10 protein-coding genes are annotated in these 14,254 nt (G+C 71.1%); 8 read left to right on the top strand and 2 right to left on the bottom strand.

Annotated elements, in window-relative coordinates; translation table 11 throughout:
• Positions 1 to 96: 96 nt before the first annotated feature.
• A complete protein-coding gene (locus tag K8625_RS34520; RefSeq protein WP_223785077.1) occupies positions 97 to 2,049 on the top strand; it encodes a hypothetical protein in 1,953 nt (650 codons plus the stop codon).
• A gap of 175 nt (positions 2,050 to 2,224) precedes the next feature.
• The gene (locus K8625_RS34515; RefSeq protein ID WP_223751247.1) at positions 2,225 to 3,118 is read left to right on the top strand and encodes a Virginiamycin B lyase; all 894 of its coding nucleotides are present in this window, start codon (positions 2,225 to 2,227) and stop codon (positions 3,116 to 3,118) included.
• Between the two features lie 184 nt (positions 3,119 to 3,302).
• Here K8625_RS34515 and dusA read toward each other — a convergent pair whose 3' ends face one another.
• Complete coding sequence (gene dusA, locus K8625_RS34510) at positions 3,303 to 4,301, bottom strand: tRNA dihydrouridine(20/20a) synthase DusA (RefSeq protein WP_223751318.1); 999 nt, start codon at positions 4,299 to 4,301, stop codon at positions 3,303 to 3,305.
• A 150-nt stretch (positions 4,302 to 4,451) separates the two neighbouring features.
• On the opposite strand from dusA, the gene K8625_RS34505 reads away from it, so the two are divergent.
• The 6 genes from K8625_RS34505 to thrA all read left to right on the top strand — a co-directional run bounded on the left by K8625_RS34505 (position 4,452) and on the right by thrA (position 12,114).
• Positions 4,452 to 5,354 (top strand): LysR family transcriptional regulator, encoded by a 903-nt coding sequence (locus tag K8625_RS34505; RefSeq protein WP_255666194.1) that lies wholly within the window; start codon positions 4,452 to 4,454, stop codon positions 5,352 to 5,354.
• A gap of 124 nt (positions 5,355 to 5,478) precedes the next feature.
• Positions 5,479 to 5,805, top strand: a complete 327-nt coding sequence (trxA, locus tag K8625_RS34500) for a thioredoxin (protein ID WP_223785075.1) — start codon at positions 5,479 to 5,481, stop codon at positions 5,803 to 5,805.
• A 190-nt stretch (positions 5,806 to 5,995) separates the two neighbouring features.
• Entirely contained in the window at positions 5,996 to 6,622 is a 627-nt protein-coding gene (locus K8625_RS34495; protein ID WP_223751244.1) for a DUF47 domain-containing protein, read from the top strand.
• A 1-nt stretch (position 6,623) separates the two neighbouring features.
• On the top strand, positions 6,624 to 7,649 hold the full coding sequence (locus tag K8625_RS34490) for an inorganic phosphate transporter (protein ID WP_141330118.1): 1,026 nt from the start codon (positions 6,624 to 6,626) through the stop codon (positions 7,647 to 7,649).
• 76 nt (positions 7,650 to 7,725) lie between these two features.
• A complete protein-coding gene (locus tag K8625_RS34485) occupies positions 7,726 to 9,303 on the top strand; it encodes an adenylate/guanylate cyclase domain-containing protein (protein ID WP_223751243.1) in 1,578 nt (525 codons plus the stop codon).
• 357 nt (positions 9,304 to 9,660) lie between these two features.
• The gene (gene thrA, locus K8625_RS34480) at positions 9,661 to 12,114 is read left to right on the top strand and encodes a bifunctional aspartate kinase/homoserine dehydrogenase I (RefSeq protein WP_223785074.1); all 2,454 of its coding nucleotides are present in this window, start codon (positions 9,661 to 9,663) and stop codon (positions 12,112 to 12,114) included.
• Here the strand turns inward: thrA and K8625_RS34475 are convergent.
• Complete coding sequence (locus K8625_RS34475) at positions 12,036 to 14,162, bottom strand: PAS domain S-box protein (RefSeq protein ID WP_223785073.1); 2,127 nt, start codon at positions 14,160 to 14,162, stop codon at positions 12,036 to 12,038. The two genes, thrA and K8625_RS34475, sit on opposite strands and share 79 nt — an antisense overlap.
• Between the last annotated feature and the right edge of the window lie 92 nt (positions 14,163 to 14,254).

Raw genomic sequence — 14,254 nt, 5'->3', positions numbered from 1 at the left:
CGCGGGTAACACCCGGAAACTCCTCGCCATCCGCAACCCGGCGCGTCGACTCCCGAGAATTGGGAATCTCGTACGGCAGCTAGGAGCCCACACCCCATGGGAACTGGACGCGTTGGTGACGGTGGAGCAGCAGAGGCGGCACGCAGGGCGGCGGAGGCCGCGCGCAGGGCCGCGGAAGAGGCGGCGCGCAGGGCGGCGGAGGCGGCTCGGCAGGCTGCCGCGGAGGCCGCGAAGAAGGCCGCGGAGGCGGCCAAGAAGCTGGCCGCGCAGAAGAAGGACGTGTCCACCTTCGAGCCCGCGGGCGCGAAGAACAAGCTGAAGCTGGATGGCCAGGGGGCCCCCTCGACGTCGCTGTTCACGGAAGACAGCAAGGACGCCAAGGTCAACTGCCTGGACAAGGCCGCGGACTTCATCAACAAGTCCTCGCCGGAGCTGCAGGGTCGCTCGGACCTGGTGTTCCTGAAGGACTCGCGCGCGGGCGCCGAGGGCCAGTCGGGCCACGTCGTCGTGCGCCAGGGCGAGCGCGTGTTGGACCCCAGCAACGGCAAGAGCTGGGACGACATGAAGTCGTACCTCCAGGGCAACTCGCACTACAGCGAGGCGGGCTCCCTCCCCGGCACCACCGCGGCCAAGGTGTTCGGCACCGAGGCGGGCTCGCCCGAGCGCGCCCAGGCGCTGGCGGACGCGAACGTGTCCCCCGAGCTGCAGCAGATGATGGTGGCCGACTACCCGGCGGACGTGGGCAGCGTGCCGGACGCGGCCAACGTGCAGCCGCACGAGACCACCATCCCGGGCCAGGCGGGCCCCGTGTCCGTGGAGTTCAGCGACACGCTCGAGAAGGACGTGAAGAAGGAGGACGGCTTCGTCACCGTGTCCATCAACGCGGAGACGTCCGTGTCCGCGTCGGGCTCAGTGGAGTTCAAGAAGGCCAAGGTCGGCGTGGGCGCGTCCGTGGAGGGCAGCGTCGAGGCCGGCAAGAGCATGACGTACGAAGTGAAGATGACGGAGGCGGACTTCGAGAAGCTCAAGCGCGGTGAAATCGCGCCGCCGCACCCGCTCAACCCGGAGACGATTCCGGATGGCACGTCCATCAAGATGGAGCAGAGCCAGTTCACCGGCTACGGGCTGGACGTGGGCCTGTCCTACCACGCGGTGGAGCTGGGCATCTCCGGCGACGTCAAGAGCGGCAAGGGCATGTCCATCGAGGTGAGCCGCGCGGGCGACAAGCTGTCGATGACGACGGGCCCCACGGAGTTCATCGAGAACAACGGCAAGGTGACGCTGGGCGCCGGCCCCGTCTCCGTGAGCATGGGCCGCGAGGACACGCTCAAGGAGTACAAGCTGCGCACCGCCGAGTTCGACCTGGGCAACCCCGAGGGCCAGAAGGCCTTCGAGGCCTTCGCCAAGGACGGCCGGATGCCGGAGAAGGAAGGCCCGGGCGTGTCCAACACGCTGCGCTTCGACAAGATCAACTACGAGTCGACGGGCGGCAAGGTGGGCATCGACGTGGGGCCCTTCAGCATCGAGACCGACGGCACCACCAACACCGGCGACTACCTCATCACGCACCACCCGGATGGGACGAAGTCGCTGACGTCCGACATCACCTACGGCGGTGACCACCCGGACATCACCCTCGAGCAGAAGTACGACAAGGACGGCAAGCTCGTCCCCGGCTCGGAGAAGTTCGCGATGAAGTTCGACACCAAGGACGACAACGCGCGCGAGCTGCTCGTGTACTCGTTCACCGGTGACGCCGACAAGGCGAAGGCCGCGCGCGAGCACGACAAGCCGATCACCCTCAACCTGACGGCCGACGACATCGAGGAGATGCAGCGCCGCTCCGGCATCCAGGCGCAGAACGGCGGGCACATGGGCATCAACGTCCTGCTCACCGACTACGACGGCAAGCCCAATGACCCGCTGATGGCGGTGCGCAACATGGCGTGCTCGCCGGCGTACAACGAGTACAAGCTGGCGCAGAGCTACTTCGGGCTCTTCATGGACGAGGGCAAGAAGCCCCTGTCGGGCGAGCTCGTCATCGGCTGAGCCAGCACGGTTTCACCCCCGCGAGCCCGGGTCCTCGAGGTGAGGGCCCGGGCTTCGTCGTGTCTGTCGTGGAGGGAACACGCGCTCGCGCGGGGCGAGGTGACGCTGGACGAGGTATCACGTCCGGGCGAGGGTCCAGGCCTCCACCTCGCGCTCGACCTCCGGGAGACATCCGATGACGCAGGCCCCTGGACGCATCACGGAGTACCCGCTCACGGCGGCTGGAACCGGGCCCTATGGAATCTGCGCCGGGCCTGACGGCGCGCTCTGGTTCACGGAGGTGCACGCGGGCCGCGTGGGACGCATCGAACTGGACGGCGCGGTGACGACCTTCGCGCTGCCGACGCCGGACTCGGGGCCCTCCGTCATCACCGCGGGGCCCGACGGCGCGCTCTGGTTCACGCAGCAGAAGGCGAACCGCATCGGCCGGGTGACGACGCGCGGCGAGGTGCGTGAGTTCCCGCTGCCGACAGAGGGGGCTGGCCCGTTCGGGCTCTGCGCGGGGCCCGACGGCGCGCTCTGGTTCACGCAGCTGTCGACGCATCGGCTGGGGCGAATCACCGTGGAGGGCGCCGTCACCGAGTTCGCGCTCGAGGCCGGCAGCTACCCGTCGTTCATCACCTCCGGACCGGATGGGGCGCTCTGGTTCACGCAGAACGCGAGCAATCGCATCGGGCGAATCACGGTGGACGGGCAGGTCTCCGGGTTCGCGCTGCCCACGCCGAAGGCGGGCCCCGTGGGAATCACGCGGGGGCCGGATGAGGCGCTGTGGTTCGTGGAGCTCCTCGCGGACCGCATCGGGCGCATCGGGCTCGACGGGGGCATCACCGAGCATCCGTTGCTTCGGACCGGCGCGAAGCCTCACGCCATCGTCACGGGCGCCGACGGCGCGCTCTGGTTCACCCAGTGGGGAAGCAATCACCTCGGACGGATGACGACCTCGGGCGAAGTCACGGAGTACGCCATCCCCACCGCGAAGGCGGAGCCGCATGGAATCTGCTCCGGGCCGGATGGCGCGCTGTGGTTCGCGCAGGAGGTGGGGAAGATAGGGCGACTGGCGCCGCGCTGAGGGCTGGGCGCGAGCAGCCCAAACCCCGCGGGGGGGACACGTCGCGAGAGCCGCCATGGCGGCGTCGCGTTCAAGACGTCCCTCGGCGAGCCTCCGCCAGAAGTCCCTCCGTGCATGCGCCTTTAAGGGACGATACGGCGACGGCAGGCACGCAGCGCACCGCGCCCTTTCGGGTCCGCGCCGCTCAGGCCGCGACGACCGCGTCGGGCTCGCGGCGCACCTTGGCGAGCGCGGCCACCACCACCTCGGGCCCAGCGCCGGCCTTGTGCGCGTTCTCGCTCAGGTGCCGTCGCCACGCGCGCGCGCCCGGCAGGCCCTGGAACAGGCCCAGCATGTGCCGCGTCACCGCGCTCAGCGGCGCGCCCTGCTGCCGGCGGCGCTCGATGTACGGGAGCATCGCCTCCACCACCTCGTGGCGCTCGCGCGGCGCCTGGGTCGCGCCGAAGAAGCGGCGGTCCGCCTCCGCCAGGAGGTACGGGTTCTCGTAGACGGCGCGGCCAATCATCACCCCGTCCACGTGCTTCAGGTGCTCGGCCGCCGCGTCCAGCGTCTTGATGCCGCCGTTGATGCTGATGTCCAGGTGCGGCAGCTCCTGCTTGAGCCGGTGCACCAGGTCGTAGCGCAGCGGCGGCACGTCGCGGTTCTCCTTGGGGCTCAGTCCCTGGAGCCACGCCTTGCGCGCATGCACGATGAAGCGCGTGCACCCTTCCGCCGCAATCAGCCGCACGAAGCGCTCCAGCGTGGGCCACTCCTCCAGCTCGTCGATGGCGATGCGCGACTTCACCGTCACCGGGATGCTCACCGCCGAGCGCATCGCGCCCACCAGCCGCGCCACCAGCTCCGGCTCCGCCATCAGACACGCGCCGAAGCGGCCTGACTGCACCCTGTCGCTGGGGCAGCCCACGTTCAGGTTCACCTCGTCGTAGCCCCACGACTCGGCGATGCGCGCCGCCTCCGCCAACGCCTCTGGCTCCGAGCCCCCCAGCTGGATGGCCACCGGGTGCTCGGCCGCCTCGTAGCCCAGCAGCCGCTCGCGGTCGCCGTGGAGCACGGCGCCCGTGGTCAACATCTCCGTGTACAGGAGCGTGTGCTGGCTGATCTGGCGGTGGAAGTACCGGCAGTTCCGGTCCGTCCAGTCCATCATCGGCGCGACACACAACGGCATGGGGCTTGAGGGCATCATGGGCAGGACCTGGGAAACGTCCTGCATCTACCCGGCTTTTTCTCCCCTGCCCACCCCCCAGTGACGCCCGGAGGCCCGAAGAGCGAGGAGCCGGACGACCTCCCCGGCTAGGCTCCCCCCGTGCCTCCGAGCCCGCCCCTGCTGGACGACATGCTGCTCTTCACCGAGGTGGTCACCTCCGGAGGGCTCACCGCCGCGGCCCTGCGGCTGGGATTGCGCAAGTCCACCGTGAGCCGCCGCCTCTCCGCGCTCGAGGCGCGGCTCGGGGTCCGCCTGCTGGAGCGCAACGCGCGCCACCTGCGCCTCACCGAGGCGGGGCGCGACTACCATGTCCACTGCGCGCGGCTGGTCTCCGAGGCCCGCGAGGTGAACCGCGCCCTGGGCGAGTCCCGCGCCACGCCCCAGGGCACCCTGCGCATCGCCACCCTCTCCCTGCTGGGCGAGCTGCTCACCCCGCTCATCGCGGAGCTGCTCCTGCACCACCCGCTGCTGCGCGTGGAGCTGGCGCTCGCCGAGGCCCACGTCGACCTCATCGCCGAGGAGTACGACGTGGCGCTGCGCACCGGCCCGCTCGCCGACTCGTCGCTGGTGGCCAGGAAGCTCGGGCGGCTGCGCACCGGCTACTACGCCAGCCCCGCGTACCTCGCCCGCCAGGGCACACCCCGCACCCCCGCCGACCTCCAGGGCCATGCCTGCGTCGTGCTCGCCGAGCCCCGTACCGACGAGGTCTGGTTCTTCGGCGAGGGCCGCGAGGCCTCAAGCCACCCCGTCACCGGCCGCCTCCGCGTCCCCAGCGTGCGCGCGGGACAGGCCGCCGCCCGCGCGGGCCTGGGCGTGGTCCGCCTGCCCGCCTCCCTCGTCGTCGACGACGTGCGCAGCGGCCTGCTCGTCCCCGTCCTGGAGGCGGCGACGCCGCCGGGCCTCCCCGTGTTCGCCGTCTACCCGAGCAGCCGCCAGCTCCCACCCAAGCTGCGCGCCTTCCTCGCGCTGCTCTCGGAGCGCGGCGCGTCGCTGCCCTGGGAGGTGGAGGCCCCTTCCCCCCGGAGACGTTGAGGGCCCTTCACGCAACCTCGCGTTCCGTGAGGGACGCTCGTCTCCGAGCCCCCCGGCCACTACATGTCCTGCTCGAACCGAGGCACGGCCCCGACGCCGCGCCTCCAACGCAGGAGGACAGGACATGGCCACGGACGTCATCGAGCTGGGCGACGCGCGGTTCCACCAGGAGGTGCTCGAGTCGAAGGAGCCGGTGCTGGTGGACTTCACCGCCGCCTGGTGCCCACCGTGCCGCGCCATCGCCCCCACCGTGGCCGCGCTCGCCACCGAGTACCGGGGCCGCCTGAAGGTGGCGAAGCTGGACGTGGACGCGAACCAGGAGACGGCCCAGCGCTACAACATCCGCTCCGTCCCCGCCCTGCTGCTCTTCAAGGACGGCCAGGTCGTCCAGCAACTCCTGGGCGCCATGCCCCAGGCGAAGCTGGAACAGGCGCTGCTTCCCCACCTGTAGACCTGGGGGCCCCTCCCGCTGGCGGGCTAATGGCTCGATACAGCGAGACTCGGGGCTCCCGAGCCCGGCATTCCGTTGCAAGTCAAAAAGGAAGGCTGGCGATTCTCTCCAGGTGAGGTAGTCACGGGCCGCCTCGGCTGTGTCACACGAAGGTGACACCCGGGGCATGCCCCCATCCGGGAGGGAAGCGATGCTCGAAAGGCTGATGCCCAAGTCGGACGAGTTCTTCGACGACTTCGACAAACAGTGCGCCGCCACAGTGCAGGGCGCGAAGATGCTTCACGAACTGCTCAGCGACTACACGGACGTGCCCAGGCGGGTCCAGGCGCTCAAGGACGTGGAGCACCAGGGTGACGAGGTCACCCATACCGCCTTCAACCGTCTGCACAAGCAGTTCATCACCCCGTTCGACCGAGGGCAGATCCACTCGCTGCTGTCGCGCATCGACGACGTGCTGGACCTGGCGAACGCGGCTGCGTCACGGCTGCACTACTACGAAATCCAGAGCAGCCTGCCGGACGCGACGGAGCTGGCGCGGCTCCTGGTGCTGTCCGCCGAGAAGGTGCAGGAGGTGGTGGCGGCGCTGCGGCTCATCAAGAAGCCGGAGCAGATCCTCGCCGGCTGCAAGGAGATCAAGCGCCTGGAGACGCAGGCGGACGAAGTGCTTCGCTCGGGCCTGGGCCGGCTGTTCAAGAGCGGGGTCGACACTCTGACCATCATCAAGTGGAAGGAGATCTACGACCTCATCGAGACCGCCACGGACAAGTGTCAGGGCGTGGCGAACGTCATCGAAGGCGTGGTGCTGGAGCACTCCTGAGATGCTACTCGCGGCCGTCATCGTCATCGTCGGAGTGGCGCTCATCTTCGATTTCATCAACGGCTTCCACGACGCGGCGAACTCCATCGCCACCGTGGTGTCCACCCGGGTGTTGTCACCGAACCTGGCCGTGGCGTGGGCCGCCTTCTTCAACTTCGTGGCCGCCTTCGGCGGCGGTGTCCATGTCGCCAACACCATGGGCAAGGGCATCATCAACTTCGAGATGCTGCGCGCCACGGGCCCCACCGCGGTGCTGTCGGTCATCTTCGCGGCGCTGATGGGCGCCATCGCCTGGAACCTGCTCACGTGGTGGTGGGGGCTGCCGTCGTCGTCCTCGCACGCGCTGGCGGGCGGCATGATTGGCGCGACGCTGCCGGTGTTGGGGCTCAAGGGCCTGATGGGCGCGGGCATCGCGAAGATCGCCGCCTTCATCGTGCTCTCGCCGCTCATCGGCACCACGCTGGGCATGACGCTGATGCTGGTGAGCACCTGGGTGGTGCACAAGCAGACGCCGCGCGTGGTGGACGTCTGGTTCCGCCGGCTCCAGCTCGTCTCGTCCGCCATCTTCTCCTACAGCCACGGCACCAACGACGCGCAGAAGGTGATGGGCATCATCGCCGTGGTGCTCTTCGGCACCATCTGGGCGGACCGTCCGTTCCACATCGACTGGTGGATGATCATCTCCTGTCACGCGGCCATCGCGCTGGGGACGTTCTTCGGCGGCTGGCGCATCATCCGCACCATGGGCCACAGCCTGACGAAGCTGGCGCCCATCGGCGGGTTCAGCGCGGAGACCGGCGGCGGCGTCACCATCATCGCGCTGGCGGAGCTGGGCATCCCCGTGTCCACCACCCACACCATCACCGGCGCCATCGTCGGCGTGGGCTCCACGCGCGGCTGGCGCGCGGTGAAGTGGGGCGTGGCGGGCCGCATCATCTGGGCCTGGGTGTTCACCATCCCCGCGTCCGCGCTGATGGCGCTGCTCATCTACGGGATGACCCAGGTCGTCGTCCGCCTGGTGGGCTGAGGGCCCGCCACCCTCCCCGCCCGCGCCGGCCACTTCCTTCGGGAGGCCCGCGGGCGGGTGTAGCATCCCGGGCGCCATGCGCCTCATCCTCAACCCTGGGCGGGAGGGCGAGCAGGAGCTGCTGCTCCCCGAGGGCGTCACCACCATCGGCAGGACGGAGGAGAGCTCCGTCTGCGTGCTCCACAAAAGCCTGTCGCGCAGGCACGCGCGCCTGGAGCGCGAGGGCTCGCGCGTGGTGCTGGTGGACCAGGGCAGCAAGAACGGCACCTTCGTCGGCGAGCAGCGCGTGGAGCGCCATGAGCTCGACGCGGGCCAGGCCTTCCGCTGCGGCGAGGTGTGGTTCCAGCTCCTCGCGGCGGACCCCGACCTGGACGCGGGGCTGAGCCCGCTGCACACGCGCACCCTGGACACGCGCTTCTCGCCTGCGCCCGGTGAGCTGTCCCTGGACGCGCCGCGCCTGCGGGTGCGCCCGGAGCCGGAGGCGGACGCGACGCGCGAGCGGCTCCAGGTGCTGCTCGCGGTGGCGCAGCTGTTGTCGTCGCCCGGCTCGCTCGACTCGCTGCTGGAGCGCATCCTCCAGCTCGTCTTCCGCGTGCTCGGCGTGGACCGGGCCGCGCTGCTGCTCGTGGACGAGGCCACCGGCGAGCTGCGTCCCCGCGTGGCGCGCGCCGCCACCGGCGAGGTGCTCTCCGAGCGCTTCCACAGCCAGCACATCGTCGACTCCGTGCGCAAGCACGGCCTGGCGGCGCTCTTCGCCAACGCCCAGCAGGACGTGCGGCTGGACAGCTCCGTCTCCATCCGCGCGCAGTCCATCCACTCCGCCATGTGCGTGCCGCTCAAGTCCCGGGACACGTGGCTGGGCGTGCTGTACGTGGACAACCGCTCGCACGGGGGCCTGTTCACGGAGGCCGACCTGGAGTTCCTCACCGCCTTCGCCCACCAGGCGGCGGTGGCGCTGGACAACGCGCGGCTGACGCGGCGGCTGGAGGAGGAGGCGGTGCTGCGCAACACGTACCTGCGCTTCTTCCCGCCCGCCGTCGTGCGCAGGCTGCATGCCTCGCCCGGCACGGCGCTGGAGGTGGTGGAGACGGAGGTGACGGTGCTCTTCGCGGACATCTCCGACTTCACGCCCCTGTCCTCCTCGCGCGGCCCCCGGGACGTGGTGGACATGCTCAACGCGTACTTCCCGGTGATGGCGGACGTGGTCTTCCGTCACGAGGGGACGCTGGAGAAGTACATCGGCGATGCGCTGATGGCGGTGTGGGGCGCGCCCTTCTCGCGCGAGGACGACGCGGACCGGGCCGTGCGCGCGGCGGTGGACATGCAGCGCGAGCTTGCGGGGCTCAACGCGCGCTTCCGGGCCCGGGGACAGCCGGAGCTGCGCATCCACGTGGGCCTCAACAGCGGCCCGGCCGCCGCCGGCAACATCGGCTCCGAGCACTACCTCCAGTACGCCACGCTCGGGGACGTCACCAACGTGGCCAGTCGGGTGTGCGGCGTGGCGAAGGCGGGCCAGGTGGTGCTCTCCGAGGCCACGCGCGTGAGGCTGCGCGAGTCGCGCTGGCCCTTGACGACGCTGCCCCCCACCCACGTGAAGGGCAAGCAGGAGGCGCTGACGCTGCACCGCGTGGAGTGGGACGTGGCGGGTGGGTGAGCCGTCGTCCCCCCGTCCGGGAGGGCGGCTTGACTCGCACCGGGCTCATCGGTCAGCGTTCGGGTTCGTGAACGGCATCGGCCTCGACCTCGCGTGGACCTCGGGATGGACGTCCCGGACCTCCGCGCGCGCGGCGACCTTCACCTCCACGACGACGACGACGCACACGACGACCCGCGGAGCGCGGGCGGTCTAGCTCGGAATCGCTGTCCTTCCGACCCAGGCCCCGCGCTCCCCGGCGCGGGGCTTTTTTCGTTTCCCTCCACCCACCAGGAACCCCATGCAGACCCAGACCCCGACGACGACGCCCCGCCCGCCCGTGTCCCTCGGCCGCCTGCTCCCGAGCGAGGTGCCGTCATGCGGGTGATGAAGTTCGGCGGCACCAGCGTGGGCGGCACCGCGCAGATGCGGCGCGTGGTGGACCTGGTCGCCCGGGCACGTCAGGAGACACGCGTGTGCGTGGTGGCCTCGGCCGTCTGTGGCATCACCAACCTCCTGGTGGACACCGCCCGGCTCGCGCAGGAGGGCAGCTCGGTGGAGGAGCCCCTGTCGCGCTTCGAGCAGACGCACCTGGGCATCGCCCGGGAGCTGGGCGGAGAGCTGGAGGCGCTGGCCCCGCTGGAGCTGGGGCTCGCCGCCATCTCCACCGAGCTGCGCGGGCTCTTGCAGGGCGTGGGGCTGCTGCGCGAGTGCTCGCCGTCGGTGCTCGCGCACCTGTCGGGCCTGGGCGAGCGCGCCTCGTGCCTGGTGCTGGAGGCGCTCCTGTCCGCGCGCAAGCTGTCTCCCCACCTGGTGGACCCCAGGCAGGTGCTCATCTGCGCGGGGGACCCGCTGCAGGCCACGCCGCGCATGGACGAGATTCGCGCCAGGTTCGCCCCGCTGCGCGACGCCCAGGGGCCGGGGCTCCTGCTGATGCCGGGCTTCTTCGGCGGTGACGCGCGCGGCAAGACGATGTCCCTGGGACGCGGCGGCTCGGACTACTCGGCGGCGCTGGCGGCGGCGGCGCTGGACGCGGCGCTGCTGGAGATCTGGACGGACGTGGACGGCATCTACAGCGCCGACCCGCGCCTGGTCCCTGAAGCCTTCCCGCTGGCGGAGGTGAGCTTCGAGGAGGCGATGGAGCTGGCCTACTTCGGCGCCAAGGTGCTGCACCCCAAGACGATTGCCCCGGCGCGCGAGCGCGGCATCCCCGTGCGCGTGTGCAACAGCTTCAAGCCCGAGCACCCCGGCACCCTCGTCACCGACAGGGCCGCCCCACCCGAGCACCCGGTGCGGGGCCTGTCGTTCCTCAAGGACGTGGCGCTGGTCAACATCGCCGGCGCGGGGCTCAAGGGCGTGCCCGGCACCGCCGCGCGCGTCTTCGAGTCCATGGCCCGCGCGGGCATCTCCGTGGTGCTCATCACCCAGGGCTCCAGCGAGTGCTCCATCAGCTTCTGCGTGCAGCAGTCGGAGGCCGACGCCGCCGTGCGGGCGCTGGAGTCGGAGTTCGAGGTGGAGCGCGAGGCCGGCAAGGTCGACACCATCGAGCGCCAGGGCCGGCTGGCCGTGCTCAGCATCGTCGGCGACGGCATGCGCCACCGCGTGGGCGTGGCGGGCACCTTCTTCAGCGGCCTGGCCGACGTGGGCTGCAGCATCGCCGCGATTGCCCAGGGCTCCAGCGAGCGGAGCATCTCCGCCGTCATCACGGAGGCCGACGGCCCGCGCGCCATGGCGCACGTGCACCACCGCTACTTCGGCACCACGGAGGTGGTGGAGCTCTTCGTGGCGGGCGTGGGCAGCGTGGGCGCGGAGCTGATGCGGCAGGTGCGCCAGCAGGCCCCCCACCTGCGCGCGCAGGGCGTGGACCTGCGCGTGTGCGCCATCGCCAACAGCCGGCACGCGCTCATCGAGCCGGGCGGGGTCCCCCTGGGCGAGTGGAAGGAGCGCCTGGAGGCAAGCCGCGCCCCCGCGTCGCTGGAGTCCTTCCGCGAGCAGGTGCGGGCCAAGCGGCCCGGCCGTCCCATCTTCGTGGACTGCACCAGCAGCGAGGACGTGGCGCTCGCCTACCCGTCCCTCCTGGCCGCGGGGCTGCACGTCGTCACCGCGAACAAGAAGGCCAACGCGGGGCGCATGGCCCACCACCGCGCCATCCGCGAGACGGCGTCGCGGCACCAGCGCCGCTTCCTGTACGAGACGAACGTGGGCGCCGCCCTGCCCGTCATCGACACGCTCAAGAACATGCTGCGCACCGGCGACCAGGTGCACCGCATCGAGGGCATCCTCTCCGGCTCGCTGTCGTACATCCTCGGCCTGCTGGAGGAAGGCGTGCCGCTGTCGCGCGCGGTGGGCTCCGCCATGGAGAAGCGCTTCACGGAGCCGGACCCGCGCGACGACGTGCAGGGCACGGACGTGGCGCGCAAGGTGCTCATCCTCGCGCGCGAGCTGGGCCGCCCCGTGGAGCTGGAGGAAGTGGCGCTCCAGTCGCTCCTGCCCGAGGACTTCGACGCGTCCGGTCCGCTCGACACGTTCCTCGCGCGGCTGCCGTCGCTCGACGAGGGCTTCCAGCGCCGGGTGGAGGCGCTGCGCACGGAAGGCAAGGTGCTCCGGTACGTGGGCAGCGTCGGCCCCGAGGGCTGCTCGGTGGGGCTCAAGGCCGTGCCGCTCGCCAACCCCCTGGCCGCGGTGAAGGGCGGAGAGAACGCGCTGAGCTTCCTGTCGGAGCGCTACAGCCCCACGCCGCTGGTCATCCGGGGCTATGGCGCGGGCGCGGCGGTGACGGCGTCCGGCGTGTTGGCGGACGTGCTGCGGCTGGTGGAAGGCCCGCTGCCGTGAGTCCAGCGGGGCAGCTCGACGACGAAGCGGGCGCCCCGCCCCGGCTCGCTCTCCACCCAGACCTCTCCGCCATGGGCCTGGGCGATTTGACGGGTGATGAAGAGGCCCAGGCCCAGGCCGCCGTAGTTGGGTGAGGCGGCGCGCTCGAAGCGCTCGAAGATGCGCCCCTGCGACTCGCGGGGGATGCCCATCCCGTGGTCCTCCACGCTCAGCCACACCCGCTCGTCGTGGTGGGCGGACAGCCGCAGCCGGATGGGCCGGCCCGCGCCGTACTTCACCGCGTTCGTCAGGAGGTTCATCAGCACCTGCTCCAGCCGCAGCCGGTCCCACCGGCCCGGCAGGGACCCGGGGGTGTCCAGCACCAGCTCGCAGCCCGCCTTCTCCAGCTGCTCACGCAGGTGGCCCACCACGTCGCGCGTGACGGCGACCAGGTCCATGTCCTCCAGGCGCAAGGACAGCCGCGACTCGTTGATGCGCGAGACATCCAGCAGGTGCTCCACCAGCCGGGACAGCCGCGACAGCTGGCTCTCGCACACGTTCAGCATGCCGGACAGCCGCGCGCGCAGGCCCGAGTCCGCCCGGGGCCGCGACAAGAGGGCGCCCATCTGCTGCATGCGCAGCTTCATGGACGTCAGCGGCGTCTTCAGCTCGTGCGAGGCGATGGAGAGGAACTCGTCGCGCACGCGGATGGCCTCCTGGGACTCGCGGTAGAGCTGCGCGTTGTCGATGGCGTACCCCGCGCGCCGCCCGAGCTCCTCCGCCAGCGCCACCTCGTCCGCGCCGAAGGCCCGCGCCCCCTGTCGCGACACGAGCGTCAGCACGCCCAGGCCCCGCCCGCGCGCCTGCAGGGGCACGCTGAGCGAGGGCTTGCCGCCCCACGCGCGCACATGGCTCCAGCGCGGTGAGCCCAGCCCTCCGTCGCGCAGGATTCCATGGGGCACCGGCGAGCACTCCGAGCGCCCCGACGCCATGACCCCCACCGGGCCGTACGTCACGCCGGGGACCAGCGGATGCGCCTCGAGCAGCTCCCGCACCTCGCGCTCCACGTCGGGCGAGCGCGCCGCCACCGCCACCGGGTGCAGCCCGCGACTGCCGTCGGGCATGAAGACGATGCACACGTCCCCCAGACGGGGCACCGTCAGCTCCGCGACGCGCTGGAGCGTCGTCTCGTAGTCGAGCGACGTGCCCAGCTCCCGCCCCGCCTCCGCGAGGAAGCGCTGGGACTCCTCCAGGCGCTTGCGCTCGGTGATGTCGGTGGAGATGCCGCAGACGGCGTAGGGCACACCCGACGCGTCCAGGAGCGGGAACTTCTGGGTGATGTGCGTGTGGACGCCGTCCTCCTGCGGGACGCGCTCCTCGCGCACCACGGGCAGCCGCTGCTCCAGCACCTGCTCGCTCAGCGCCTGGAACTCTCTCGCGCTGTCCTCCGGGAAGATGTCGTGCACCGTCTTGCCGAAGACCTCCTCGCGCGTGCGGCGGAACATCAGCTCCCACTGGCGGTTCACGAAGATGTAGCGCCCGTGGGTGTCGAGCAGGAAGAAGACGGAGGTGGCGTTGTCCAGGATGGCGCGCAGCTGCCGCTCGCTCTGCTGGAGCGCCTCCTCGGCGCGCTTGCGCTCGGTGACGTCCAGCAGCACCGCCAGGGAGCGCACGCAGGCGCCCGAGACGTCGCGCTCCATGATGGCGGACAGCAGCACGTCCAGCCGCGTCCCGTCCTTCTTCACCAGCTGGTACGGCACGTCCTTGCAGCGGCCCGTCCTGTGGAAGGCCGGCAGCACCTCCTCGCGCGCCCGCCGGGCCGACTCCTCGGTGAGGAACTCCGTGGAGTCGCGGCCGAGCACCTCCTCGCGCGTGTAGCCCAGCGTGGCCAGCCAGCAGTCGCTGACACTCACCAGCCGGCCCGCCCGGTCGATGGAGTGCATCATCACCGGCGTGTTGTTGTAGAGCGTGCGGTACTTCTCCTCGCTCTCGCGCAGGGCCCGCTCGACGCCGGCGAGGTCCCGGGAGGCCTCGGGAGGTGACGCGGGGCTGTCGGTCGGGTGGGGCATGGCGAGGAGGCGATGGGCCGTGGGGTCGCCCGCCCTCCGCGCGTGACGCCCTCCTCAATGATTGGCGCGCCCCCGGGCCCCGCCAACCCGGC

Source organism: Myxococcus sp. AS-1-15 (genome assembly GCF_020037055.1).
In the GTDB taxonomy this organism is placed as follows: Bacteria; Myxococcota; Myxococcia; order Myxococcales; family Myxococcaceae; genus Myxococcus; species Myxococcus fulvus.
The sequence above is the reverse complement of the archived record's forward strand: the minus strand, read 5'-3'. Positions and strand labels throughout refer to the sequence as shown.

Bases quoted from the DNA above. Each gene is read 5' to 3' on its own strand.
- K8625_RS34520 (WP_223785077.1), top strand. From the start codon at position 97: ATGGGAACTGGACGCGTTGGTGACGGTGGAGCAGCAGAGGCGGCACGC.
- K8625_RS34515 (WP_223751247.1), top strand. From the start codon at position 2,225: ATGACGCAGGCCCCTGGACGCATCACGGAGTACCCGCTCACGGCGGCT.
- dusA (WP_223751318.1), bottom strand. From the start codon at position 4,301: ATGATGCCCTCAAGCCCCATGCCGTTGTGTGTCGCGCCGATGATGGAC.
- K8625_RS34505 (WP_255666194.1), top strand. From the start codon at position 4,452: ATGCTGCTCTTCACCGAGGTGGTCACCTCCGGAGGGCTCACCGCCGCG.
- trxA (WP_223785075.1), top strand. From the start codon at position 5,479: ATGGCCACGGACGTCATCGAGCTGGGCGACGCGCGGTTCCACCAGGAG.
- K8625_RS34495 (WP_223751244.1), top strand. From the start codon at position 5,996: ATGCTCGAAAGGCTGATGCCCAAGTCGGACGAGTTCTTCGACGACTTC.
- K8625_RS34490 (WP_141330118.1), top strand. From the start codon at position 6,624: ATGCTACTCGCGGCCGTCATCGTCATCGTCGGAGTGGCGCTCATCTTC.
- K8625_RS34485 (WP_223751243.1), top strand. From the start codon at position 7,726: ATGCGCCTCATCCTCAACCCTGGGCGGGAGGGCGAGCAGGAGCTGCTG.
- thrA (WP_223785074.1), top strand. From the start codon at position 9,661: ATGCGGGTGATGAAGTTCGGCGGCACCAGCGTGGGCGGCACCGCGCAG.
- K8625_RS34475 (WP_223785073.1), bottom strand. From the start codon at position 14,162: ATGCCCCACCCGACCGACAGCCCCGCGTCACCTCCCGAGGCCTCCCGG.